The sequence below is a fragment of the Paracoccus marinus genome (assembly GCF_007018965.1).
Classification (GTDB): domain Bacteria; phylum Pseudomonadota; class Alphaproteobacteria; order Rhodobacterales; family Rhodobacteraceae; genus Paracoccus; species Paracoccus marinus.
This window is the reverse complement of the sequence record NZ_VJYZ01000010.1, coordinates 89,939-113,086: the sequence shown is the minus strand read 5'-3', so window position 1 is coordinate 113,086 and position 23,148 is coordinate 89,939. Positions and strand designations below refer to the sequence as shown.

The following is a 23,148-nucleotide window of genomic DNA, read 5'->3' as shown; positions in this document are numbered from 1 at the left end:
CGCGAGCGTTTTCCGCCCGAGCCGTCCCCGTTTCGTGACGTGCAACGCTTTGTAAAGGCGCTATGATCCCCCCCATGAACCTTCGGTCCTTCGCGCTTGCGCCCGCCCTCGCCCTCGCCTTCGCCCTCACCTCGGCCATGCCGGCGATGGCCGAGAAGATCCCCCTCAACGAAGTGTCGCGCTATCTCAACACGGTGCGCTCGGCGGTCGCGGACTTCACCCAGGTGAACGCGGACGGGTCGGTCGGCACCGGCAAGGTCTATATCCAGCGCCCCAACCGGGTGCGGTTCGAATACAAGGGCGACGGCACGCTGGTGGTGGCATCGGCCGGGCAGGTCACCGTCAAGGACGGCAAGTCGAACACCGGACCGCAGGTTTATCCGCTGTCCAAGACGCCGCTTTCGATCATCCTGGCCGAGAACGTCAAGCTGGGCAAAGCGAACGTCATCGCCCATTCCGAGGTCAAGAACTCGACCGTCGTGACGGCGCAGGACCCGGCCCACCCGGAATACGGCAACATCCAGATGGTGTTCACGGCCAACCCGACGCAGCTGCGCCAGTGGATCGTGACCGACGACTCGGGCAAGAAGACGACCGTGATCCTGGGCGAGTTGCAGACGGGCGTGCAGATCCCGTCCTCGACCTTCACCTCGCCCTGACGCCCGGACGCCCGGACGCAGAGACGGATGAAAAAGGGGCCGCGCGGCCCCTTTTTTCGTGGCGGATCAGCGGCAGGCGGCGAGCTGCTGGCGATAGACCTCGGCCCGGACGCCCACGTTCGCGGCCACCGTCATCAGCCACGGCTTGCCGCGATAGGACGCCCGCGCGAACCCCGTCCGCCCCTCGTGATAGGCGAGGTAATGGCTTTGCGCGTCGCCGGGCGAGATCCCCAGCCGCCGGGTCGATCCGTTCATGTACCAGCCCATGAAGTCGGTCGCGTCGCGGATGTTGTCGCGGCGCGCCCGGCCGCGGCCGGTTTCCTTGAGATACTCCTCCCACGTGCCGTCCAGCGCCTGGGAATAGCCGAAGGCGCTGCTTTGCCGGCCCATCGGGATGATCCCCAGCGCATACTGGTGCGGGGTGCGGGCGTTGCCCACGAACTTGGATTCCTGGTGGATCGCCGCCATCTGGACGTGGATCGGGACGCCCCAGCGCCGCTCGGCCGCGCGCATCGCCTGCAGATAGGCGGGCCGCTCGCGCACCAGCGCGCAGGCGTTCTCGATGTTGCGCGGGGGCGTGCCGCCGCCGCCGCCGCCGCAGGACGCCACCAGAAGGATGATCCCCAGTTTCAGGTACCTGTTCATCTGCCGCCTCGTTTTTTCTTGGTATTTTTGCCGGTGAATGTACGGAAAATCGGGGGCCGGGCAAATCAGCTTTGTGTCAGATGGCGGAACCCTGCCCGCCGGGCGCGGGCGCGTCCCCACACGGCGGCCTTTTCCATCGCCGGTCCCGCGTCTATCTTGCCGCCGACGCAGCCATTCATCCGAAAAAGGAAGCCGCCATGGCCGACACTGAAATCGTGATCCTGTCCGGGGCCCGCACCGCCATCGGCGGCTTCGGCGGAAGCCTTGCCTCGGTGCCCCCGATCGACCTTGCCGCGACCGTGACCAAGGCCGCGATGGAACGGGCGGGCGTCGAGCCCGCGCAGATCGGAACGGTCGTCTTCGGCCACGTCCTGAACACCGAGCCGCGCGACATGTACCTGGCGCGCGTCGCCATGATCAACGCGGGCATCCCCGACACCACGCCCGCGATGAACTTGAACCGCCTGTGCGGATCGGGCGCGCAGGCGATCGTGTCTGCGGTGCAGGCGCTGATGCTGGGCGACGCGGACTTCGCCGTGGCCGGCGGCGCGGAATCGATGAGCCGCGCGCCCTATGTCATCCCCTCCATGCGGCACGGCGCCAAGATGGGCGACCAGACGGCCGTCGACATGATGGTCGGCGCGCTGACCTGCCCCTTCGGCACCGGCCACATGGGCATCACCGCCGAGAACGTGGCGAGCGAAAGCAACGTCTCGCGCGCGGACCAGGACGCCTTTGCGCTGGAAAGCCAGACCCGCGCCGCCCGCGCGATCGAGGAAGGGCGCTTCAAGGACCAGATCGTCCCGGTCGAGGTCAAGACCCGCAAGGGCACCGTGTCGTTCGACACCGACGAGCATCCGAAATCCACCAGCGCCGAGGCGCTGGCCGGGCTGAAACCGGCGTTCCGCAAGGAAAACGGCACCGTGACCGCGGGCAACGCCAGCGGCATCAACGACGGCGCGGCGGCGATCGTGCTGGCGCGCGCGGATGCGGCGCAGGCCGCGGGGCTGACGCCGAAAGCGCGCGTCCTTGGCTATGCCGTTGCGGGCGTCCGCCCCGAGGTGATGGGCTACGGCCCGATACCCGCCGTGCGCCAGCTGATGGAAAAGACCGGCCTGTCGATCGGCGACTTCGACGTGATCGAATCGAACGAGGCCTTCGCCGCGCAGGCGCTGGCCGTCGGCAACGAGCTTGGCATGGACCCGGCGCGGGTGAACCCGAACGGCGGCGCCATCGCGCTGGGTCACCCGGTCGGCGCGACCGGCGCGATCCTGACTGTCAAGGCGATGTACGAGCTGGAACGGACCGGCGGGTCGAAGGCCCTCATCACCATGTGCATCGGCGGCGGCCAGGGCATCGCGGTGGCGATCGAACGGATCTGATCCGGCCCCACACCTGGCTTGAAGCCGGCCCGGCCGCAGCGATGCGGCCGGGCTTTTCCGTGACCGCCTGCCAGCACTTGACGGCCGGCAGAAACGAAACGGGCCGCCCCCTGGGGACGGCCCGCGAGATCTGGGAGATGGTACGGTTAGGGATGGACTAGTCCGGTCCCAGTCAGGGAATCTCACCCTTGGGGCTGCCCTCAGGCGATCGTCCCCCTGTTTGTCCCGGCACTCCTCTCCAACATCACTCTCGACACTGGACCACCTCCTTTCAATGCGTTGACGCTGATTGGAAGCCTGCCACAGCCATGATTCCTGTCAACGGCAAATCACGCAGGCCGGGACAATATTTTGTCGATAGCCATCCTGAAAGGCACAAGCGCAAGTGCCGCAAGCAAGATCTTGACCAGCCAGTCGGCCATCCCGAGCGAGGCCCAGACCGGCGCCAGCGGGCCCGCGCCCAGCAGCGGCACGCCTTGGGTCGCCCAGCCGGTGTTGGCGTCGTGCGGCAGGAACGCGGCGAAGGCGATGCCGAAGAACAGCAGCGTGTCGAGCGCCGATCCGACCACCGACGACAGGAACGGCGCCTGCCACCAGCCGACATGGCGCAGCCGCTCGAATATCGCGACGTCGATCATCTGCGCGATCAGGAACGCGGCCCCCGAGGCGAGCGCGATCCGCACCGTGGTGGTGCCGGCGCCCGCCGCGATCAGCGAACAGACGATCCCGACCAGGAACCCGAACAGCACCACGCGCCGCGCGGCGGCCGCGCCGTGGATGCGGTTGGTGATGTCGGTCACGAGGAATGCAAAGGGATAGGTCATCGCCCCCCAGGTCAGCCATTCGCCCAGCCTGAACTGCACGAGGATGTTGGAGGCAACGACGACAGAGCCCATCGCCAGAATGGCGGGCAGAAGAAAGCGCATCGGAAGTTCCGTTTTACAAGGTCGCGGACAACTCGGCCCCGGGGAAGCGAGCGGCCGATTGCCGCCCGCGTTCGGGACGGGGGCGGCTTACGGGCTTCAATGCGGGTCTGTCAAGCGGTCGGCCGCAAAGGGCCGGTCCGCGATCACGGAACCAGGATCACTCGGCCGGCGGCGGGGCCGACGGGGTCTGGACCCCGGTCGGGCGCCAGCGGCCAAGCTCGGCCCAGCTGTCCAGCGTCTGGCGGCGGTAGGCGCGGTTATAGACGTCGGTGCCCGCCAGCACCTCGAGCGGGCGCCGCCGCTGGCCGGACCGCACCTGAGCATCCTCGCGCGCGACGACGGTGCGGATGCCGGGTTCCACCCCGCCGCGCGAGGCATAGGCGACCAGCGCCCCATCGGCCGCGCCGATCCCTCTGGCCGAAAGCTGCCCGGGGTTGCCGCCCAGCACCGCCACCGCATCGGCGACCGGGGTCGGGTCGGTGATGTTGCCGCCGCCCGGTGTCGGCGCGGGCAGCTGCGCGAGGTCCGGGGGCATCTGCAACGAGCGGGTGGGAACGATCGCGAATTCGTCCGGGCCGTCGCCGCCCGCTTGCGGGTTGCGCAGCGCGGTGCCGCCGCTGCACGCGGCCAGCATGGCAAGGGAAAGTCCCAGCGCGATCAGCCGCATCTCACACTCCCGCAGAAATCGTCGCGCCGTCTTAGCGCGTCTTGCCGCGCCCGTCACGGGTCTTGTCGCCCGGCCCCGCGCCGCCGCCGTCCGCCGCCTCGCGCGCGGGCAGGAACACCAGCCCGATCGCGCCCGCGAAGATCGCGATGTCGGCCACGTTGAAGCTGTAGGGGTTGCGCCAGCCCGGCAGCGACATGTTCAGGAAATCCGCGACCGCGCCATAGGCCACCCGGTCGATGACGTTGCCCAGCGCGCCGCCCACCAGCAGCCCCGCCGACAGCTGCGCCAGCCGCCCCGGGCGCGTCCGCCACAGCCAAACCGCGACCCAGACGCAGACCGCCAGCGCGACCGCGACCAGCACCCAGCGCATCACCTCGACGTCCGAGCTGAACAGGCCGAAGTTCACGCCCTGGTTCCACGCCATCCGCAGGTTCAGCCACGGCTCCCACACGGTGATTTCCTGGATGTCCTTGAGCTTCAGCGCGTGGACGACGACGTATTTCGACAGCTGGTCCACGGCCACGATCAGCGCAGCCACGATCAGCGCAAGCCGCAGCGCCGGGCGCGCGGGGGACGCGGACGACGCAGGCGGGGGCGCGGCGGGGACCATGCGCTTGCGGCTGACCACCTGTTTCGAGGACGCGGGCCCAAGGCGCGCGCCCGACGCGGCGGGCTTTTTCACGCTGGGCGTGGCGCGCGGCTTTCGCGGCTTCGGCGCGGGCTTTTCGGCCGGGGCCGAATCGGGGGCGACGGCAGGGCCGCGATCGGGATCGTCGGTCATCGCCCCGCCCTCAGTGCCGGAAATGGCGCTGGCCGGTAAAGACCATCGCAAGGCCAAGCCGGTCGGCGGCCGCGATCACCTCGGCGTCGCGCATCGACCCGCCGGGCTGGATCACCGCGCGGGCGCCGGCTTCGGCCAGCGCCTCGATCCCGTCGGCAAAGGGGAAGAACGCGTCCGACGCGACCGCCGCCCCTTCGCTCAGCGGGGCGGGCAGGCCCAGCGCCTGGGCCATGTCCTCGGACTTGCGGCGGCCAATGCGGGTGCTGTCCACCCGGCTCATCTGGCCCGCGCCGATTCCCACGGTCGCGCCGTCGCGGGCATAGACGATGGCGTTCGACTTGACGTGCTTGGCGACGGTCCACGCGAACATCAGGTCGGCAAGCTCGGCCTCGGTCGGCGCCCGTTGGGTGACGACGCGCAGGTCGGCGCGCGCCACGTGGCCGTTGTCGCGCCCCTGGACAAGAAAGCCGCCTGCGACCTGCCGGAACGTCAGCCCGCCCGCGTGCGGGTCGGGCATGCCGCCGGTCGTGAGCAGGCGCAGGTTCTTTTTGGCCGCGAACACCTCGCGCGCGGCGTCGGTCGCATCGGGGGCGATCACCGCCTCGGTGAAGATCTCGGCGATGGCGCGAGCCGTCGCCTCGTCGAGCGTGCCGTTCAGCGCGACGATGCCGCCGAAGGCCGAGGTGCGGTCGCAGTCGAAGGCGCGGCGGTAGGCCGCTTCCAGCGTGTCCGCCTGCGCCACGCCGCAGGGGTTCGCGTGCTTGATGATCGCCACGGCGGGGGCGGCGGCGGGAAACTCGGCCGCCAGCTCGAACGCGGCGTCGGTGTCGTTGATGTTGTTGTAGGACAGCTCTTTCCCCTGCCACTGGCGCGCGGTGGCGACGCCGGGGCGGTTCGAGCCGTCGGTATAGAACGCCGCCTGCTGGTGCGGGTTCTCGCCGTAGCGCAGGGGCTGCGCCAGCGTTCCCGCAAAGGCGCGGCGGCGCGGGGTGTCGGCCCCGATCGCGCCCGCCATCCACGTGGACACGGCCGCGTCGTAGGCCGCGGTGCGGGCATAGGCCGCCTGCGCCATGCGCTTGCGGAAGGGTTCGGTGGTCGCGCCTTCGTTGGCGTCCATCTCCTCCAGCAGCGTGGCGTAGTCGTCCACGTCGACAATGGTGGTGACAAAGGCGTGGTTCTTGGCCGCCGCGCGGATCATCGCCGGGCCGCCGATGTCGATGTTCTCGACGCAGTCGTCATACGCCGCGCCCTTGGCCACCGTCGCCTCGAACGGATACAGATTCACCACGAGCAGGTCGATCGGCTCGATCCCGTGTTCCTTCATCGACGCCACGTGGCCCGCGTCGTCGCGCAGTGCCAGCAGGCCGCCATGGACCGCCGGGTGCAGCGTCTTGACGCGGCCGTCCATCATCTCGGGGAAACCCGTCACGTCCGCCACGTCGCGCACCGGCAGCCCCGCCTGCCGCAGCGCGGCCGAGGTGCCGCCGGTGGACAGAAGCTCGACCCCGCGATCCGCCAGCGCGCGGGCGAAGTCGATCAGGCCGGACTTGTCGGATACGGAAATCAGCGCGCGGCGAAGCGGGATGGTGCGGGTCATGCGGGCCCTCTGGACAGCTGCGCCGTCCAGTGGCGAACGGCGTTGCCGTCCCCTATCGCCGGTCGGGACGAAGGTCCAGCGCGGCGCGGTCCTTGACGGTTCGAAGCACCACGTCCGACCGGACCTGCCCGATCAGCGGATGGGACAGCAGGCATTCGTGGACGAACGTCCCGAACTCGGCCAGGTCGCGGCAGCGCACGTCCAGCACGTAGTCGGCATCGCCGGAAATCGAATACGCTGATTCGATCTGCCGCTGGGCGTTGACGAAGCGGATGAAGTCGGCGTCGCTATCGGCCGACGGCCGGCGCAGCGTGATCCGCACCATGGCCCGCAACCCCAGCCCCAGCGCGTCCGCGTCAAGGCGGATGCTGTATCCCTGGATGATGCCTGCCGATTCCAGCGCCGAACGCCGGCGCGCGCACTGGCTGGGGGAAAGATTGACGACTTCGGAAAGGGCCGCGGCGGTCAGGGCGCCATCCTGCTGAAGGGCGGACAGAATGGCGATGTCGAAGCCGTCTAAATCAGTTCCGGTCATGAAATCTTGATACGCCGTAAAAAACTCGCACCCACCCTGTCAAGTCGCACCGATAATGCAACCATTCCGCTGCGTAGACGTGCAACATTTCCGAAGACCGTTGATTGCCCGAAGGGCGCAGGCAGCGCAGCCGGTACCCGTCTCGTCGAGACGAGCGTGAAGGTTGGCGAGTATTGCACGCCTGCGGCCGGGACGATGAGGATGCGACATTCGTGGCGTCTCGTCGGAGGGGCCGGATCGGCAGCGGCACAATTTCCGTGCCGCTGATCAGCGGAAAGTCCGGCCTGAGCCGGATTGTGCGCACCGCCGGTGTGAAAGTTTGACCGTTACGTTGTTGACGGCGGATCGCGCGCAGGTTCACGGATCGGCTTTGCCGGCCCTCGTGCGCAGCCCTTCGGGGCTGCGCACTCCACCCCCCACGCTGCGGGCCCCCGCGCTGCGGCCCTGCCGCGCTGCGCGCACGCGCCGGATGCGGCTTTCACCGTTTCGATCTTGCGACCCGCCGCGTGCCCGATGATCATCGAGCCCGAGCCACCTTCAGTCGCGGGACGCCCGGCCAACGGGCGCCCGGCGGGGGCCGCAACGATGGCCGGCCACGCGCCGCCGGCGAGGGAAGGAGATAGTGATGACCGACGCGACCGAACCGTTCCGCAAGCCCGGCCCGCAGCGCGTGCACCCGGTGGACGAGATGCTGCCGCTGCCCCGGCTGCTCACGCTGGGGTTCCAGCATGTGCTGGTGATGTACGCGGGCGCGATCGCCGTGCCGCTGATCGTGGGCCGCGCGCTTGCGCTGGAACCGCGCGACGTGGCGTTCCTGATCTCGGCCGACCTGTTCGTCTGCGGGATCGTGTCGATCATCCAGAGCCTCGGCGCCACGCAGTGGTTTGGCGTGCGGCTGCCGGTGATGATGGGCGTGACCTTCGCCGCCGTGGGCCCGATGGTCGCGATCGCGGGCAGCCATCCCGGGCCCGACGGCGCGCGGATGCTGTTCGGCGCGATCATGGCCGCGGGCGTGATCGCGATCTTCATCGCGCCGCTGGTCGGGCGGCTGCTGCGGTTCTTTCCCAGCGTCGTCACCGGCACGGTGATCCTGGTGATCGGGATCAGCCTGATGCCGGTCGGGATCAACTGGATCTTCGGCCTGCCGGTCGGACCGACCGCGCCGCAGCTGGTGGACCCCGCCCACGCGGCCTGGCTTGAGGCGGCGCGGACGGCGGGCGGCGTTCCGCAGGGCGTGGCGCTGGCCCCGTCGGTTCCGAACGCGGCCTATGCCGCGCCGGGCAACATCGCGGTGGCGCTTGCGGTGCTGGCGATCATCCTGCTGATCTCGCGCTTCGCGCGCGGGTTCGTCGCCAACATCGCCGTGCTGCTGGGGATCGCGGCGGGCGCGCTGCTGGCGCTGGGCTTGGGCAAGATGGACTTCGACGCGGTGGCCGCCGCGCCGTGGTTCGCGCCGATCGCGCCGTTCCACTTCGGCGCGCCGATGTTCGATCCGGTGATGATCCTGACGATGGTGCTGGTCATGTTCGTGACGATGATCGAATCGACCGGCATGTTCCTTGCGCTGGGTGACATCTGCGAGCGGAAGGTCACGCCCGCGGCCCTGTCGGCCGGGCTGCGCGCGGACGGTCTGGGAACCGCCATAGGCGGCATCTTCAACACCTTTCCCTATACCTCGTTTTCGCAGAACGTGGGGCTCGTCGGCGTCACCGGGGTGCGGTCGCGCTTCGTCTGCGTGGCGGGCGGGGCGATCATGATCGTGCTGGGGCTGATCCCCAAGATGGGCGCGCTGATCGAATCGCTGCCGACGATGGTGCTGGGGGGCGCCGGACTGGTGATGTTCGGGACCGTCGCCGCGACCGGGATCCGCATCCTGTCCAACGTCGATTTCAAGGGCAACCGGCACAACATGTTCATCGTGGCCATCGCGGTAGGGCTGGGGATGATCCCGATGGCCGCGCCGAACTTCGGGCAGTGGATGCCCAAGTCGCTGGATTCGCTCCTGCACTCGGGGATCCTGCTGGCGGCGATCGCGGCGGTGCTGCTGAACTGGTTCTTCAACGGCGCGCCGCACGCCGACGAGGCGGACATCCGCCGCGCCGGTCACGCAGCGGACAGCCACTGACATGGCGCGCACGCTGATCCGGGGCGCGCTGGCGGTCGTCACCATGGACGACCAGCGGCGCGAGATCGCGGGCGGCGACGTCCTGATCGACGGCGGCGTGATCGCCGCGGTCGGGCCCGACCTGCCGCGCGACGGGGCCCATGTGGTCGAAGCCGGGGGCTGCGTCGTCACCCCCGGCCTCGTCAACACGCACCATCACCTGTTCCAGACCCTGACCCGCGCGGTGCCGGCCGCGCAGGACGCGGCGCTGTTCGGGTGGCTGCGGACGCTTTATCCGATCTGGTCGCGGATGACGCCCGGCGACATCCGCGCCTCGGCCCGGCTCGGGCTGGCGGAGCTGGCGCTGTCGGGCTGCACCTGCTCGTCGGATCACCTGTATCTTTTCCCGAACGGCGCGCGGCTAGACGACAGCATCGAGGCGGCGGCCGACATCGGCATCCGCTTCACCGCGACGCGCGGGTCGATGTCGATCGGCGAAAGCAAGGGCGGCCTGCCCCCCGACGCGCTGGTCGAGGACGAGGACGCGATCCTGCGCGACTGCGAGCGGGTCGTGGGCGCCTTTCACGACCCGCAGCCCGGCGCGATGGTGCAGGTGGCGCTGGCGCCGTGCTCGCCCTTCTCGGTCAGCCGCGAGCTGATGCGCGACGCGGCCATCCTCGCGCGGCAAAAGGGCGTGCGGCTGCACACCCACCTGGCCGAGAACGCCGAGGACGTGGACTATTCCCGCCGCATGTTCGGCCTGACCCCGGGCGATTACGCCGAAAGCGTCGGCTGGACGGGCGAGGACGTGTGGCACGCCCATTGCGTGAAGCTGTCGCCCGCGGAAATCGCGCTGTTCGCCCGCACCGGCACCGGGGTCGCACATTGCCCCTGTTCCAACGCCCGGCTTGCCAGCGGCATCGCGCCGGTGCGCGCGATGCGCGACGCGGGCGTCCCCGTGGGGCTTGGCGTGGACGGGTCGGCGTCGAACGACAGCAGCCACCTTGGGCTCGAGGCGCGGCAGGCAATGCTGGTCGCCCGGCTTCGGGACGGCCCTGCCGCGATGGGCGCCCGCGAGGCGCTTGAGATCGCGACCCGCGGCGGCGCGCGGGTGCTGGGTCGGTCCGACATCGGCCACCTTGCGCCGGGGATGCGGGCGGACCTCGTGCTGTGGAACCTGGGCGACATCGCCGCCGCCGGGCACTGGGACCCGGTCGCGGCGCTTGTGTTCGGCGCGCCGATCCGGCCGCGCGCGGTCTATGTCGAAGGCCGCGCGGTCGTCGACGACCACCGCCTGACGACCGCCGACGAAACCGCGATCGCGGCCGACGCGAACCGCGCGGTGCGGCGGCTGATGGACGGCGGCTGATGGACGGCGGCTGATGGGCGGGGTCTGATAAACGGGGGCTAGCCCGCGACCACCGTCCACGGCTCGTCGTACAGGTATTCTTCCAGGTTCGGCCCCTCGTCGCAGCGGTCGACCACGGCGAACAGGCCCGGACCCGCCAGCGGCGTCAGCACGCCGTGCCAGACGTTGCGGCCGATGTTGATCCCCTGCCCCGGCGCCGCGACAAATGCCAGCGGCGCGCCCGGCCGCCCGCCCGCATCGGGCACCACGATGACAAGAAACGGGTCCTGCGCCATCGGCAGGAACGCCTGGCTGCCGAGGGGGTGCCGTTCCACCAGCGTGAAGCTGTAAGGAAGCGCCACGGTTTCCGAGCGAAAAACGGATATCCCCGTCCTCCCCTCGATCTCCGGACGGGCGCGATCGTGGAAGCGGCCGCAGCGGCCGGCGTTGATGATCCGGTCGGGCGCGCCCGCGGCCTCGATCACCTGCCCGAAGGGGGCGAAATCCGTGGGTGTCAGAAGGCGGGCGACGATCCGGCGGGTCAAGGGCTGCTCCTTCTTTGCGCGCCCTTCCTGATGCCAGTATTCTGCGGAACGATAAACACCGGACGGCGCCGCACCCTTGGGCGTGGCGCGCGGCCACGCGCTATGCATGATGCAGAAGAACGCCGAGCGCCGGACGAAGCGCCGGCAGGGACTGACAAAGGGGGACGCATGGCAGGCTATCTCACCACGCATGTTCTGGACACGGCCACGGGTCGCCCGGCCGCCGGGATGCGGATCACGCTTTACGCGCTGGACGGCGGGCGGCGCGAGCTGGCGCAGGTCACGACCAACGCCGACGGCCGCACCGACGGGCCGATCCTGCCGGAGGCCCGCTTCGCCGCCGGCGCCTACGAGCTGGTGTTCCACGTCGGCGCGTGGCTTGACGCGCAGGATGCGCCCGGACCCGCGCCGCGGTTTCTGGACGAGGTGCCGATCCGCTTCGGGATGGCCGCGGACGATCACTACCACGTGCCGCTGCTGGTTTCGCCCTACGGCTATTCGACCTATCGGGGAAGCTGATGGACTATGTCATCCTGCACGACTGGGCGTCGTTCGCGATCCGCTGGCTGCACGTCATCACCGCCATCGCGTGGATCGGGTCGTCCTTCTATTTCATCGCGCTGGACCTTGGCCTGCAGCGCGCGCCGGGGCTGCCGCAAGGCGCGCACGGCGAGGAATGGCAGGTCCACGGCGGCGGCTTCTACCACATCACCAAATACCTCGTCGCGCCCGAGCGGATGCCCGAGCATCTGACCTGGTTCAAATGGGAAAGCTACGCCACTTGGCTGTCCGGCGCGGCGCTGCTGATGGTCGTGTACTGGGCGCAGGCCGAGCTGTTCCTGATCGACCCGGCCAAGATGGAACTGTCGGTCCGGGCCGCGATCCTGATCTCGGCCGCGTCGCTCAGCATCGGCTGGCTGATCTACGACCGCCTGTGCAAGAGCGAGCTGGCCGAGCGGCCGATCGCGCTGATGTTGCTTCTGTTCGTGCTGCTGGTGGTGATGGCCTGGGGCTATGACCAGGTGTTCACGGGACGCGCGGCGCTGCTGCACCTGGGCGCGTTCACGGCCACGATCATGACGGCGAACGTGTTCTTCATCATCATGCCGAACCAGCGGATCGTCGTCCGCGACCTCAAGTCGGGGCGCAAGCCGAACCCGAAATACGGCAAGATCGCCAAGCTGCGCAGCACCCACAACAACTACCTGACGCTGCCGGTCGTGTTCCTGATGCTGTCGAACCATTACCCCCTTGCCTTCGCCAGCCGGTTCAACTGGCTGATCGCGGCGCTGGTGTTCCTGATGGGCGTGACGATCCGGCATTTCTTCAACACCAAGCACGCGCGGCGGACATGGCCGTGGTGGACCTGGGGGGTGACGGCGCTGCTGTTCGCAGGCGTCGTGTGGCTGTCCACGGTGGGCACGCAGGCGCTGCCCGACGAGGAAGCCCGGCTGTCGGCGCGCGAGCAGGCCCTTGTCGCCGATCCGCATTTCGAGCGGGTGCGCGACGTGGTGTTCAGCCGCTGTTCCATGTGCCACGCGGCCGAACCCGGCTGGCCCGGCATCGCCACCGCCCCGCGCGGCGTGATGCTGGAAACCGACGCCCAGATCGCCCGCGCGGCCCGCGGCATCTACCTTCAGGCCGGGCTGACCGATGCGATGCCGCCCGCCAACGTCAGCTACATCGAGCCCCCGGAACGCGCCGTGCTGCGCGACTGGTTCCGGTCGGCGACCGGTGCGCGGCTGGCGGCGAACTGAGGCCGCACGCCGACGCCGCGCCACCCCGCCGCCCGGCAGTGGCGAACCCGGCCGCATCCCGTGTATGGGTTGGCGGGTCGCCCCTTGTCCGATGGTCCGCCGATGCCCACGCCCGCCCCCCGCAGCAGCCTGATCGAGGTCGTGGCCCCGAACCTCAAGCGCCGCCTGTCGGGCGTGACCGCGACCGTGGTGCGGCTGGTGCCGGTGCAGGCGCGGATGATCGGGATCGTGACCACGGGGCCGGGGCTGCCGGACAACCTGCCCCACGTCCCCCTCGCCCGCGCGGCGACCCTGCCGCGCGACCGCTGGCGGGTCTGGCACGCGCGGCGGAACACCGAAATGCTGCTGGGGCTGGTCCTGCGCCACCTGCTGCGGCGGCGCTACCGGCTGCTGTTCACCAGCGCGGCGCAGCGGGCGCATACCGGTTTGACCCGCTGGCTGATCCGGCGGCAGGACGCGGTGATCGCGACCTCGCCGCAGGCCGCGGGCTTTCTGGAACGGCCGGCGACGGTGATCCTGCACGGGGTCGATACGGACGTGTTCCGCCCCGCGCCCGACCGGGCGGCGCTGCGCCGCGACCTTGGCCTTGACCCCGACGCGGTGCTGGTCGGCTGCTTCGGGCGGGTCCGGGCGCAAAAGGGCGTGGACCTGCTGGTCGAGGCGGCGATCCGCGTCTTTCCGCGCCACCCCCGCGCGCAGCTGATCTTCACCGGCCGCATCACCCCCGACAACCGCGCCTTCGCCGGCGACCTGATGGCCCGCGCCCGCGCCGCCGGGATCGGTGACCGCGTCCGCTTCCTGGGCGAGATCCCGTGGGAGCAGGTCGTCCGCCACTACCAGGCGCTGGACCTGTTCGCCGCGCCTGCGCGGTGGGAAGGGTTCGGCCTGACCCCGCTCGAGGCGATGGCCTGCGGGGTTCCCGTCATCGCCAGCCGCGCCGGCGCGTACGAGGCGCTGATCCGCGACGGCGACACCGGCACGCTGGTCCCGCGCGACGACGCGGACGCGCTGGCCCGGGCGCTGGACCGCTGGCTGGGCGACGACGCGGCGCGGGCGCGGGCGGGCGAGGTCGCGCGCCGCCACGTGGTCCGCAACCACGCAATCGAGGTCGAGGCGCGGGCGATCGTGGACATCTACCTGAAGCTTCTCGCGTGACGCGCTGGCGCTTCCTGCTTGCGCGGACCCTGCGCGACGAGACCGCGCTGGCGGCGCTGTCGGTGCCGCAGCGCGATCTTCTGGCGGCACTGGACGGCCGCCGGGTCGCGCTTGTGGGCAACGCCCGCGCGCTTGCGGCCGCGCGCCACGGCGCGGCGATCGACGCGGCCGATCTGGTGATCCGCATCAACCGCGCTCCGATGCCCGCGCGGACAAGCCACGGCATCCGCACCGACTGGCTGGCGCTGGCGACGCGCCTGCCGGGCGCCGACCGCGACCGGATCGCGCCGGGGCGGGTCCTGTGGATGTCGCCCAAGCGCAAGCGGCTGGACTGGCGCACGGCGCGCGCGCCCGGCTTCTACCTGCACCCGCTGAGCGACTATCGCGCGCTCAAGGCGCGGCTGGCCGCGCCGCCCACCACCGGGGCGATGATGATCGACCTGTGCCTGCGGTCGGGGCTGGCGCGGCTCGACCTTTACGGCTTCGACTTCTTCGCCTCGCAGTCGCTGTCGGGGCGGCGCACCGCGGCGGACGTGCCCCATGACTTCGCCGCCGAGGCGGGCTGGGTCCGCGCGCGCGCCCGGTCGGACCCCCGCCTGCACCTGAACTGATACGGGCCGCGCCCGTCCCCCGCGTCAGGCGACGATATCCACCCCGTCCCAGATCTCGGTCAGCGAGCGGCGGCCGACCCGCATCATCCGCGCCATCGTCGCCGACAGCGCCGCCTGATCGCGGTGATCGGCGCAGCGCCCCACGTCCACGGCGACGCCCGCCAGCGACACGAGGCCAAGCTGCCACGCCAGCCGCGCCACCGATTCCGCCTGCGCCACCGTCCCCGCGCGATCCCCCGCAAGGGCCGCGCGGCGGGTCGCCGACAGCCCGTTCGCCAGCTGTTCCAGCGCCGCGCAGATGACGCTTTCGGCCGTGCTTTCGCCCAGCTCGTCCATGATCGCGCCCAGCCTGCGCCCGTCGAAGCGCACGTCCTCGGTGATGTCCAGCCTGGCCAACGTCGCCATGTCGATCCTGTCGCTTCCTCTTGGGTCGCAGGAACATTGTCACGTCGGGGTCAAGAAAAGCTTACACGGGCCCGGATAAGCCTCTCGAACTTTAGGCTTTTCGCTTCTAAGACTCGGGCGCGAAACAACCCGAGGGGTGCGCCATGCGGAACGTCACGGCCCTGCCGAGCTATCTCGTCCAGCGCTATCACGGCTGGAAGGCGACAGCGTTCACCGAAAACCGCGCCTGGTACCGCAGGCTTGCCGAGGATGGCCAGCGGCCGCGGGCGATGGTGATTTCCTGCTGCGATTCGCGGGTCCACGTCACCTCGATCTTCGGGGCCGACAACGGCGAGTTCTTCATCCACCGCAACATCGCAAACCTGGTGCCGGCCTACGCGCCCGACGGCGAACAGCACGGGACGTCGGCCGCGGTGGAATACGCGGTGCAGACGCTGCGGGTCGCGCACCTGATCGTCGTGGGGCACACGAATTGCGGCGGCGTCGCGGGCTGCCTTGCGATGTGTTCGGGCCACGCGCCCGAGCTCGAGGAAAAGACCAGCTTCGTCGGCCGCTGGATGGACATCCTGCGCCCCGGCTACGAGCGGGTGAAAGACCTGCCCGAGCCCGAGCGGATCGGTGAACTGGAACGGCAGGCGGTGGTCGTGTCGCTGGAAAACCTGATGACCTTCCCGTTCGTCGCGGCCAAGGTCGAGGCGGGCGAGATGACGCTGCACGGCCTCGTCCACGACATCGGCGACGGACGGCTGTGGCAGCTGGACGACAGCGGGTTTCACGTGATCTGAGGGGGGAAGGGCGCCGGTGGGGCGCCCTTTTGCGTGGGGGGGGGTGGCGATCCTCTGGCCTTCGCTGCCGCTGCGGCCGCCCCTCCTCCGGCCCTTCGCTTGCGCTTCGGGCGTTCGGGGCTGCAAACAGTCCACCGGACTGTTTGCGGCCGCCCCTCACCCCTTCTTCAGCACCCGATTCCCCAGCAGCTCGGCGATTTGCACCGCGTTCAGCGCCGCGCCCTTGCGCAGGTTGTCGCTGACGCACCACAGGTTCAGGCCGTTTTCGACCGTGGAATCCTGCCGAATCCGCGACACGAACGTCGCGTAGTCGCCGACGCATTCGACCGGGGTCGCGTAGCCGCCGGGCTCGCGCTTGTCGATCACCAGGACGCCGGGCGCCTCGCGCAGGATGTCGCGGGCCTCGTCCTCGTCCAGAAAGTCCTCGAACTCGACGTTGATCGCCTCGGAGTGGCCGACGAACACCGGCACCCGGACGCAGGTCGACGTGACCTTCACCTTGGTGTCGAGGATCTTCTTGGTCTCGGCGACCATCTTCCATTCTTCCTTGGTGTCGCCGGAATCCAGGAACACGTCGATCTGCGGGATCACGTTGAAGGCGATCTGCTTCTGGAACTTCTTCGGCGCGACCTCCTGCCCCGGCACGTACATGCCCTTGGTCTGTGACCACAGCTCGTCCATGCCGTCCTTGCCCGCGCCGCTGACCGACTGGTAGGTCGCGACGACGACGCGCTTGATCCGGGCGCGGTCGTGCAGCGGCTTCAGCGCCACGACCATCTGCGCGGTCGAGCAGTTGGGGTTGGCGATGATGTTGCGCTTGGCATAGCCCGTGATCGCGTCGGCGTTCACCTCGGGCACGATCAGCGGCACGTCGGGGTCGTAGCGATAAAGGCTGGAGTTGTCGATCACGACGCAGCCCGCCTTGGCGGCGATGGGGGCATACTGCTTCGTCGCCTCGGACCCGATCGCGAACAGCGCGATGTCGTAGCCGGTGAAGTCGAAGCCCTCGATATCGCGGGTCTTGAGGGTCTTGTCGCCGAAGCTGACCTCGGTCCCGAGGCTGCGGCGCGAGGCGAGCGCCACGACCTCGTCGGCCGGAAACTCCCGCTCGGCGAGGATGTTCAGCATTTCGCGGCCCACGTTCCCCGTGGCGCCCGCGACGACGACCTTGTAGCCCATCGACGTTCCTTTCAGGTGCAGACGTGCGCGGTTAGCGGAAACGCCGGGAAAAGTGAAGGGCGCAGGATTTACGGTGCGTGGGCCGCGCCCCCTGCGCGCTGGCGGATTGAAGCCGTGCGCTGGCAGGATGCCCGCCGGGCTTCCATTGTGCCATGATCGCGCCGACAAACATTCCACTGCCAGCAGGAGCCTGCCGATGACCCCGCCCGCCTTTGCCGCCGCCGACGCAGACAGCCGCCCCTTGTGGCTGGTGCCGCAGGGCGCGGACGGGCCGATCCTGCCCGACGGCGTCGATCCGGCGTGGCCCGCGGCGACGGGGTTCACGGGCAAGCCGGGGCAGGTCTGCCTGCTGCCGGGCGACGCCGGCCTTTGCGGCGCGCTGTTCGGCATCGGCACGCCCGCGACACCCGCCGACCGGCCCGCGCGCGAACGCTTCACCCTGGCCCGCGCGGCCGACGCCTTGCCTGCGGGAAGCTGGCGGATCAAGGCGGCGCCCGAAAACTACGACCTCGCCCACGGCGCGCTCGGCTGGCTGTTCGCGGAATACCGCTTCGACCGCTACAAGAAGGGCGAGCCGCCGCGCGCGCGGCTGGTCTGCCCGCCGGGCGTGGACGCCGATCTGGTGCTGGCGCAGGCGGCGGGCGAATACCTCGCCCGCGATCTCATCAACACACCCGCCTCGGACATGGGCCCGGACGCGCTGGAAGCGGCGGCGCGCGCGCTGGCGGAACGCCACGGCGCCGGGATCACGGTCATCGCGGGCGACGACCTGCTGGCGCGGAACTTTCCCATGATCCACGCGGTCGGGCGCGCCGCCGCGCAAGCGCCGCGGCTGATCGACATCCGCTTTCCGGGCGAAGGGCCCGCGGTCACGCTGGTCGGCAAGGGCGTGTGCTTCGACACCGGCGGGCTGGACATCAAGCCCGCCGCCTCGATGCTGCTGATGAAAAAGGACATGGGCGGGGCCGCGAACGTGCTGGGCCTTGCCGAGACGCTGGCCCGGCTGGGGCGCGCGGGCGGGTTGCGGGTGCTGATCCCGGCGGTGGAAAACGCGATCGCGGGCAACGCCTTCCGTCCCGGCGACGTGCTGACCAGCCGCAAGGGCCCGACGGTCGAAATCAACAACACCGACGCCGAAGGGCGGCTGGTGCTGGCCGACGCGCTGGCGCTCGCGGCCGAGGAAAAGCCCGCGCTGCTCGTCAGCATGGCGACGCTGACGGGGGCCGCGCGGGTCGCGCTGGGCCCGGACCTGCCGCCGTTCTTCTGCGATGACGAGCGGATCGCGGACGCGCTTTACCACGCGGGCCGCGACAACGCCGACCCGATCTGGCGGATGCCGTTCTGGGAACCCTACGAGGCGCTGATCGAGCCGACGATCGCCGATCTCGACAACGCGCCGGGCGGCGGCTTCGCGGGCGCGATCACCGCCGCGCTGTTCCTGCGCCGCTTCACCGAAGGCGCGGCCGCCTACGCCCATTTCGACATCTACGGCTGGCAGCCTTCGCCTGCGCCCGGACGCGCCAAGGGCGGCGTGGGCCAGGGGATGCGCGCGATCCTGCACGCGCTGCCGGGCATCGCCTGATGGACCGCCGCCTGAGCCCGGCGTCGGACCGCACCGCGCTTCGCGGCGTGGGCATCGCGCGCGAGACGATGACCGACGGCCGCCCGATGCGGATCGCCGCCGCGCTGTCGGACCTGCGCCGCGCGCCGCAGGGCGCCCGTGACCGGCAGCTGCTTCTGGGCGCCGACGTGACGGTGATCGAGGATCGCGACGGCTGGTCCTTTGTGCAGGCCGCCGCCGACGGCTATTGCGGCTGGGTGGTGACCAGCCACCTGACCGACGACCTGACGCCGATCACCCACCGCGTCAGCGCGCCCGCGACGCATCTGTATCCCCATCCCGACTTCAAGCAGGGCGAGCGGATCGGCCTGTCCCTTGGCGCGCGGCTGTCGGTCGCAGGCATCGAGGGCAGGTTCGTCCGCCTGACCGACGGGCTTTACGTCCCGGTCCAGCACATCGCCGCCGAACCCGCCGCCGATCCCGCCGCCGTGGCGCTGTCGCTGCTGGGCACGCCCTATCTCTGGGGCGGAAACAGCCGCGCGGGGATCGACTGCTCGGGTCTGGCGCAGGCGGCGCTTCACGCCTGTGCCATCGCCTGCCCCGGCGACAGCGACCTGCAGGCGCAGGCGTTCCCCGAAACCGCCGACATCCGGCGCGGCGACCTGCTGTTCTGGCCCGGCCATGTCGCCATGGCGCTGGACGGCTCGACCATGGTCCACGCGACCGCCTTCACCATGTCGGTCGTGACCGAGGATATCGCCGCCGCCATCGCCCGCATCGACGCGGCGGGCGACGGGCCGTTCCGGGGCGCGCGGCGGCCCACGGCCACCCCGGCGCACCAGTTTCCCTGACGGGTCTTTGATGAAAAGGATCGCCGCATGACGCATCTGTGGGTCCGCGCCGAAAGCCGGCGGAACGAGGACAGGGTCGGGATCACCCCCGACGGCGTGGCCGACCTGATCGCCCAGGGCTTCACCGTCACGGTCGAGGACAGCGCCCGCCGCATCCTGCCGATCGACGGCTACGCGGCGGCGGGCGCGCGGATCGCCCCCGAAGGATCGTGGACCGCAGCCCCGCCCGACGCCATCGTCTTTGGCCTCAAGGAACTGCCCGAGGACAATTCCGTCCTGCCGCACCGCCACATCATGTTCGGCCACGCCTTCAAGGGCCAGCGCTCGGCCGAGACGCTGCTCAGGCGGTTCCGCGCCGGCGGGGGGCGGCTTTACGATCTGGAATACCTGGTGGACGAAAGCGGGCGCAGGCTGGCCGCGTTCGGCTATTGGGCCGGGTTCGCGGGCGCGGCGGTCAGCCTGAAATGCTGGGCCGCCCAGCAGCGGGGCGAGATCTGCGGCCCGGTCGATCCCTATCCCGACCGCCACGCGCTGACCGATGCGCTGCGGGCCGAAATCGACGCGACCGGGCAGGCGCGACCCACCGCGATCGTCGTTGGCGCGCGCGGGCGGGTCGGCACCGGCGCGTCGGACCTGCTGGCCGAGATGGGCCTGCCCGTCACCCGCTGGGGATCGGCGGATACGAGCCACGGCGGGCCGTTCCCCGAAATCATGGCCCACGACCTGTTTTTGAACTGCATCTTCGCCCGCCCCGGCAGCCCGGTGTTCGTCCCGCACGCGGCGCTCGGCGGCCCGCGCCGCCTGACGGTGATCGGCGACGTGGCCTGCGACCCCGACGGGCCCTACAACCCGGTGCCGGTCTATGACCGGATCACGAACTGGATCGCGCCCGCCGTGCGGGTGGCCGACCACCCGCCGCTCGACGTGATGGCGATCGACAACCTGCCGTCGCTGCTGCCGCGTGAATCGAGCCTTGATTATTCCCAGCAGCTGCTGCCGGTGCTGCGCCAGCTTGACCGGCTGGACACAGGGCCGTGGGGCCGCGCGGCCGACGTCTTCGACACCACGCTGAAGGGGGTTCCCGCATGACGATCCACTGGATAGGCACCGGGCTGTCGTCGGTCCCCGGCCTGCGGAGGCTTCTGGCCGAGGGGCGCAAGGTCACGGTCTGGAACCGGGAACTGGACGTGGCGCAGGCGGCGGTGGGCGACCTCACCGACGACATCCACGGCTTTTCGCTGGACGACATCCGCGCCGCCGTCCGGCCCGGCGACACGGTCGTGTCGATGCTGCCCGCCGACCTGCATCCCGGCATCGCCGAGCTGTGCCTGGACGCGGGCGCGAACTTCGTCAGCTCGTCCTACATCTCGCCCGCGATGGCGGCGATGGACGCGCGCGCGCGCGACGCCGGCGTCGCGCTGGTGAACGAAGTCGGGCTGGATCCCGGCATCGACCACCTGATGGCCCACGACCTGGTCGCCGACTACCGCCAGATCGCGCAGCCGGGCGATGTGGTCAGCTTTACGAGCTATTGCGGCGGCATCCCGCGCCATCCCAACCCGTTCCGCTACAAGTTCAGCTGGTCGCCGCTGGGCGTGCTGCGCGCGCTGCGCGCCCCCTCGCGGTCGATCCGGGGCGGCGCGGACCGCGTGGTCGAACGTCCGTGGCACGCGATCGAACCCTATGACGCGCCCCTGCCCACGCCCGAGCGGTTCGAGATCTATCCCAACCGCGACTCGACCGAGTTCATCGACCACTACGGCTTCGATCCCCAATGGACGCTGCACGATTTCGTCCGCGGCACCATCCGCCTGAAGGGCTGGTCCGAGGCATGGGCCGACATCTTCGCCGAGGTCGAGGGGCTGACCGGCCCCGAAGGCGACGTGCGCCTGCAGCAGATGGCGGACGAGCTGTGGGCCAGCCACGCCTATGACCCGCAGGAACCAGACCGGGTGGTCCTGTTCGTGCGGCTGCGTGCCGAACGGGACGGCGCTGCGGTGTTCGACAAGGAATGGGTGCTGGACGCGCAGGGTTCGCACAAGGGCTCGGCGATGGCGCGGCTGGTGTCGAACCCGGTCGCGCTGGCGGCGGCGGCGGTGGATGGCGGCGCCTTCCCCCCGGGGGTCCACGCCGCCCCTGACGATCCCCTGATGGTCGGCGAATGGCTGGCCGAAGTCGGGCACGTGGCCGACCACATGGCCAAGGTGAACCACATGGACGAGACCCCGCAGGTCATGCGCCCGGAAAGCCGCTGACCGCGCGCCCCTCGCCCGCGCCTGACGCCAACGCTCCTTCCCGCCCGCTCGCCCGCGATCAAGCCCGCGTGCGCGCCCGGAACGCCGCCTTGTCGCAGGCGTTCGCCCTGACAGGAGGAGGAGATCATCATGACACCCCAACCCGACCCCCCGGTTCCGTCACGCGGACGCACCGCCGCCCTTTTCGCCGCGTCGGTACTGCTGGCGACCCCCGCCTGCGCCCAGGACTGGAACGACGAGGGCGCGAACGCCGACGGCCAGACGCCCGCCTTTCAGGGCCAAACCCGCGCGCCCGAGGCGCAGGGGTCAGTCCAGCTGGACACCGCCGTGGTAGCGGACGGGCTGGACCACCCGTGGGGCATGGACCCGCTGCCCGACGGAAGCTGGCTCGTGACCGAACGGTCGGGTGCGCTGCGGATGGTCGCTGCCGACGGCACGCTGTCCGAGCCGATCGCGGGCGTGCCGCAGGTGGACGCGCGCGGCCAGGGCGGGCTGCTGGACGTGCTGGTCGCGCCGGACTTCGCCCAGTCGCGCCGCATCTGGCTGAGCTATGCCGCCCCGTCCGCGACCGAGCCGGGCAAGAACTCGACCGGGGTCGCCACGGCCACGCTGTCGCAGGACGGCCGCACGCTGGATGGCGTGACCGAGATCTTCCGCCAGCAGCCGGCGTGGGCCAGCGACAAGCACTTCGGGTCGCGGCTGGTGCTGGACCGCGACGGCATGCTGTTCGTGACGCTGGGCGAACGGTCCGACCCCGAACCGCGCGCCACCGCGCAGAACGACGACAACCACATCGGCAAGCTGGTCCGCATCTCGCCCGACGGAAAGCCCGCGGGCGCGGGAACCGCCGGCTGGCTGCCCGACGTCTGGTCCAAGGGCCACCGCAACGTGCAGGCCGCGGCGCTGGACGGCGAGGGGCGGCTGTGGACGGTCGAGATGGGACCGCAGGGCGGCGACGAGCTGAACCAGCCGCAGAAGGGCCTGAACTACGGCTGGCCGATCATCACCTATGGCGAGGATTACGACGGCACCCCGATCGGCGAAGGGATCACCGCGCAGGACGGGCTTGAGCAGCCGGTCTATTACTGGGACCCGGTGATCGCGCCCTCGGGCCTTGTGATCTACGACGGGGCGATGTTCCCGGAATGGAACGGCGACATCCTTGTCGGCGGCCTGGCCGCGCAGGCGCTGGTGCGGCTGGACCTCGACGGCGACCGGGTCGCGGGCGAGGCGCGCTACCTGGAAGGGATCGGCCGGGTCCGCGACGTGGCGGTGGCGGCCGACGGGTCGCTGATGCTGCTGACCGACGCCGACAACGGGCAGATGGTGCGGGTGACGCGGGCGGAGTGATCCGCGGGGACGTTGGGAGGCAACGCTGCCGTTTTCGCCCGTTCCGCGGA

General features: G+C 70.4%; 23 protein-coding genes. 14 read left to right on the top strand and 9 right to left on the bottom strand.

Annotated elements, in window-relative coordinates; genetic code table 11:
• Positions 1–74 precede the first annotated feature (74 nt).
• Positions 75–659: a LolA family protein gene (locus tag FNF32_RS06285; protein ID WP_131674776.1), complete on the top strand. Its 585-nt coding sequence runs from the start codon at positions 75–77 to the stop codon at positions 657–659.
• A gap of 66 nt (positions 660–725) precedes the next feature.
• Here FNF32_RS06285 and FNF32_RS06280 read toward each other — a convergent pair whose 3' ends face one another.
• Positions 726–1,304 carry a transglycosylase SLT domain-containing protein gene (locus tag FNF32_RS06280; RefSeq protein ID WP_131674775.1) on the bottom strand — a complete coding sequence of 193 codons (579 nt, stop codon included), beginning with the start codon at positions 1,302–1,304 and terminating at the stop codon, positions 726–728.
• Between the two features lie 197 nt (positions 1,305–1,501).
• Between FNF32_RS06280 and FNF32_RS06275 the strand changes: the two genes are divergently transcribed.
• Positions 1,502–2,686 (top strand): acetyl-CoA C-acyltransferase family protein, encoded by a 1,185-nt coding sequence (locus FNF32_RS06275; protein ID WP_131674774.1) that lies wholly within the window; start codon positions 1,502–1,504, stop codon positions 2,684–2,686.
• Positions 2,687–3,015: 329 nt separating this feature from the next.
• On the opposite strand, the gene FNF32_RS06270 is transcribed toward FNF32_RS06275, so the two are convergent.
• The 5 genes from FNF32_RS06270 to FNF32_RS06250 form a co-directional block, all read right to left on the bottom strand.
• Entirely contained in the window at positions 3,016–3,612 is a 597-nt protein-coding gene (locus FNF32_RS06270; protein ID WP_131674773.1) for a VUT family protein, read from the bottom strand.
• A gap of 157 nt (positions 3,613–3,769) precedes the next feature.
• Positions 3,770–4,279: a DUF3035 domain-containing protein gene (locus FNF32_RS06265; RefSeq protein WP_131674772.1), complete on the bottom strand. Its 510-nt coding sequence runs from the start codon at positions 4,277–4,279 to the stop codon at positions 3,770–3,772.
• A 31-nt stretch (positions 4,280–4,310) separates the two neighbouring features.
• Entirely contained in the window at positions 4,311–4,835 is a 525-nt protein-coding gene (lspA, locus tag FNF32_RS06260) for a signal peptidase II (RefSeq protein WP_185961884.1), read from the bottom strand.
• A gap of 235 nt (positions 4,836–5,070) precedes the next feature.
• On the bottom strand, positions 5,071–6,657 hold the full coding sequence (purH, locus tag FNF32_RS06255; protein WP_131674771.1) for a bifunctional phosphoribosylaminoimidazolecarboxamide formyltransferase/IMP cyclohydrolase: 1,587 nt from the start codon (positions 6,655–6,657) through the stop codon (positions 5,071–5,073).
• A gap of 52 nt (positions 6,658–6,709) precedes the next feature.
• Complete coding sequence (locus tag FNF32_RS06250; RefSeq protein WP_131674770.1) at positions 6,710–7,192, bottom strand: Lrp/AsnC family transcriptional regulator; 483 nt, start codon at positions 7,190–7,192, stop codon at positions 6,710–6,712.
• 625 nt (positions 7,193–7,817) lie between these two features.
• On the opposite strand from FNF32_RS06250, the gene FNF32_RS06245 reads away from it, so the two are divergent.
• Together FNF32_RS06245 and FNF32_RS06240 are read left to right on the top strand one after the other, a co-directional pair.
• Positions 7,818–9,317 (top strand): nucleobase:cation symporter-2 family protein, encoded by a 1,500-nt coding sequence (locus FNF32_RS06245; protein WP_131674769.1) that lies wholly within the window; start codon positions 7,818–7,820, stop codon positions 9,315–9,317.
• 1 nt (position 9,318) lies between these two features.
• The gene (locus tag FNF32_RS06240; RefSeq protein WP_131674768.1) at positions 9,319–10,665 is read left to right on the top strand and encodes an 8-oxoguanine deaminase; all 1,347 of its coding nucleotides are present in this window, start codon (positions 9,319–9,321) and stop codon (positions 10,663–10,665) included.
• A gap of 38 nt (positions 10,666–10,703) precedes the next feature.
• Here the strand turns inward: FNF32_RS06240 and FNF32_RS06235 are convergent, their stop codons facing one another.
• Positions 10,704–11,189, bottom strand: coding sequence for an ureidoglycolate lyase (locus FNF32_RS06235; protein WP_246087710.1), 486 nt, complete (start codon positions 11,187–11,189; stop codon positions 10,704–10,706).
• A gap of 168 nt (positions 11,190–11,357) precedes the next feature.
• Here FNF32_RS06235 and uraH point away from each other — a divergent pair, with 168 nt between their 5' ends.
• From uraH to FNF32_RS06215, 4 genes are all read left to right on the top strand, one after another.
• Positions 11,358–11,708, top strand: a complete 351-nt coding sequence (gene uraH, locus FNF32_RS06230; RefSeq protein WP_131674766.1) for a hydroxyisourate hydrolase — start codon at positions 11,358–11,360, stop codon at positions 11,706–11,708.
• Entirely contained in the window at positions 11,705–12,946 is a 1,242-nt protein-coding gene (locus FNF32_RS06225; RefSeq protein ID WP_131674765.1) for a urate hydroxylase PuuD, read from the top strand. The genes uraH and FNF32_RS06225 overlap by 4 nt, the downstream gene beginning before the upstream one ends.
• Positions 12,947–13,048: 102 nt before the next feature.
• The gene (locus tag FNF32_RS06220; protein WP_131674780.1) at positions 13,049–14,101 is read left to right on the top strand and encodes a glycosyltransferase family 4 protein; all 1,053 of its coding nucleotides are present in this window, start codon (positions 13,049–13,051) and stop codon (positions 14,099–14,101) included.
• Positions 14,098–14,712 (top strand): glycosyltransferase family 29 protein, encoded by a 615-nt coding sequence (locus FNF32_RS06215; protein WP_131674764.1) that lies wholly within the window; start codon positions 14,098–14,100, stop codon positions 14,710–14,712. The genes FNF32_RS06220 and FNF32_RS06215 overlap by 4 nt, the downstream gene beginning before the upstream one ends.
• A 24-nt stretch (positions 14,713–14,736) precedes the next feature.
• Here the strand turns inward: FNF32_RS06215 and FNF32_RS06210 are convergent, their stop codons facing one another.
• Entirely contained in the window at positions 14,737–15,117 is a 381-nt protein-coding gene (locus FNF32_RS06210) for a hypothetical protein (RefSeq protein WP_131674763.1), read from the bottom strand.
• A gap of 143 nt (positions 15,118–15,260) precedes the next feature.
• On the opposite strand from FNF32_RS06210, the gene FNF32_RS06205 reads away from it, so the two are divergent.
• Positions 15,261–15,902 carry a carbonic anhydrase gene (locus FNF32_RS06205; protein WP_131674762.1) on the top strand — a complete coding sequence of 214 codons (642 nt, stop codon included), beginning with the start codon at positions 15,261–15,263 and terminating at the stop codon, positions 15,900–15,902.
• A gap of 156 nt (positions 15,903–16,058) precedes the next feature.
• Here FNF32_RS06205 and FNF32_RS06200 read toward each other — a convergent pair whose 3' ends face one another.
• Complete coding sequence (locus tag FNF32_RS06200) at positions 16,059–17,081, bottom strand: aspartate-semialdehyde dehydrogenase (RefSeq protein ID WP_131674761.1); 1,023 nt, start codon at positions 17,079–17,081, stop codon at positions 16,059–16,061.
• A 196-nt stretch (positions 17,082–17,277) separates the two neighbouring features.
• On the opposite strand from FNF32_RS06200, the gene FNF32_RS06195 reads away from it, so the two are divergent.
• The 5 genes from FNF32_RS06195 to FNF32_RS06175 all read left to right on the top strand — a co-directional run bounded on the left by FNF32_RS06195 (position 17,278) and on the right by FNF32_RS06175 (position 23,098).
• Positions 17,278–18,663: a leucyl aminopeptidase family protein gene (locus FNF32_RS06195; protein WP_131674760.1), complete on the top strand. Its 1,386-nt coding sequence runs from the start codon at positions 17,278–17,280 to the stop codon at positions 18,661–18,663.
• The gene (locus FNF32_RS06190) at positions 18,663–19,493 is read left to right on the top strand and encodes a C40 family peptidase (protein WP_131674759.1); all 831 of its coding nucleotides are present in this window, start codon (positions 18,663–18,665) and stop codon (positions 19,491–19,493) included. The genes FNF32_RS06195 and FNF32_RS06190 overlap by 1 nt, the downstream gene beginning before the upstream one ends.
• Positions 19,494–19,520: 27 nt before the next feature.
• A complete protein-coding gene (locus tag FNF32_RS06185; RefSeq protein ID WP_131674758.1) occupies positions 19,521–20,582 on the top strand; it encodes a saccharopine dehydrogenase in 1,062 nt (353 codons plus the stop codon).
• Positions 20,579–21,748, top strand: coding sequence for a saccharopine dehydrogenase C-terminal domain-containing protein (locus tag FNF32_RS06180; protein WP_131674757.1), 1,170 nt, complete (start codon positions 20,579–20,581; stop codon positions 21,746–21,748). The genes FNF32_RS06185 and FNF32_RS06180 overlap by 4 nt, the downstream gene beginning before the upstream one ends.
• Positions 21,749–21,877: 129 nt before the next feature.
• Positions 21,878–23,098 (top strand): PQQ-dependent sugar dehydrogenase, encoded by a 1,221-nt coding sequence (locus FNF32_RS06175; protein ID WP_131674756.1) that lies wholly within the window; start codon positions 21,878–21,880, stop codon positions 23,096–23,098.
• Positions 23,099–23,148: the final 50 nt, after the last annotated feature.

What these genes read in the sequence shown, in the direction of transcription:
- FNF32_RS06285 (WP_131674776.1), top strand. Translation starts at nt 75, where the DNA reads ATGAACCTTCGGTCCTTCGCGCTTGCGCCCGCCCTCGCCCTCGCCTTC.
- FNF32_RS06280 (WP_131674775.1), bottom strand. Translation starts at nt 1,304, where the DNA reads ATGAACAGGTACCTGAAACTGGGGATCATCCTTCTGGTGGCGTCCTGC.
- FNF32_RS06275 (WP_131674774.1), top strand. Translation starts at nt 1,502, where the DNA reads ATGGCCGACACTGAAATCGTGATCCTGTCCGGGGCCCGCACCGCCATC.
- FNF32_RS06270 (WP_131674773.1), bottom strand. Translation starts at nt 3,612, where the DNA reads ATGCGCTTTCTTCTGCCCGCCATTCTGGCGATGGGCTCTGTCGTCGTT.
- FNF32_RS06265 (WP_131674772.1), bottom strand. Translation starts at nt 4,279, where the DNA reads ATGCGGCTGATCGCGCTGGGACTTTCCCTTGCCATGCTGGCCGCGTGC.
- purH (WP_131674771.1), bottom strand. Translation starts at nt 6,657, where the DNA reads ATGACCCGCACCATCCCGCTTCGCCGCGCGCTGATTTCCGTATCCGAC.
- FNF32_RS06250 (WP_131674770.1), bottom strand. Translation starts at nt 7,192, where the DNA reads ATGACCGGAACTGATTTAGACGGCTTCGACATCGCCATTCTGTCCGCC.
- FNF32_RS06245 (WP_131674769.1), top strand. Translation starts at nt 7,818, where the DNA reads ATGACCGACGCGACCGAACCGTTCCGCAAGCCCGGCCCGCAGCGCGTG.
- FNF32_RS06240 (WP_131674768.1), top strand. Translation starts at nt 9,319, where the DNA reads ATGGCGCGCACGCTGATCCGGGGCGCGCTGGCGGTCGTCACCATGGAC.
- uraH (WP_131674766.1), top strand. Translation starts at nt 11,358, where the DNA reads ATGGCAGGCTATCTCACCACGCATGTTCTGGACACGGCCACGGGTCGC.
- FNF32_RS06220 (WP_131674780.1), top strand. Translation starts at nt 13,049, where the DNA reads ATGCCCACGCCCGCCCCCCGCAGCAGCCTGATCGAGGTCGTGGCCCCG.
- FNF32_RS06210 (WP_131674763.1), bottom strand. Translation starts at nt 15,117, where the DNA reads ATGGCGACGTTGGCCAGGCTGGACATCACCGAGGACGTGCGCTTCGAC.
- FNF32_RS06205 (WP_131674762.1), top strand. Translation starts at nt 15,261, where the DNA reads ATGCGGAACGTCACGGCCCTGCCGAGCTATCTCGTCCAGCGCTATCAC.
- FNF32_RS06200 (WP_131674761.1), bottom strand. Translation starts at nt 17,081, where the DNA reads ATGGGCTACAAGGTCGTCGTCGCGGGCGCCACGGGGAACGTGGGCCGC.
- FNF32_RS06195 (WP_131674760.1), top strand. Translation starts at nt 17,278, where the DNA reads ATGACCCCGCCCGCCTTTGCCGCCGCCGACGCAGACAGCCGCCCCTTG.
- FNF32_RS06190 (WP_131674759.1), top strand. Translation starts at nt 18,663, where the DNA reads ATGGACCGCCGCCTGAGCCCGGCGTCGGACCGCACCGCGCTTCGCGGC.
- FNF32_RS06185 (WP_131674758.1), top strand. Translation starts at nt 19,521, where the DNA reads ATGACGCATCTGTGGGTCCGCGCCGAAAGCCGGCGGAACGAGGACAGG.
- FNF32_RS06180 (WP_131674757.1), top strand. Translation starts at nt 20,579, where the DNA reads ATGACGATCCACTGGATAGGCACCGGGCTGTCGTCGGTCCCCGGCCTG.
- FNF32_RS06175 (WP_131674756.1), top strand. Translation starts at nt 21,878, where the DNA reads ATGACACCCCAACCCGACCCCCCGGTTCCGTCACGCGGACGCACCGCC.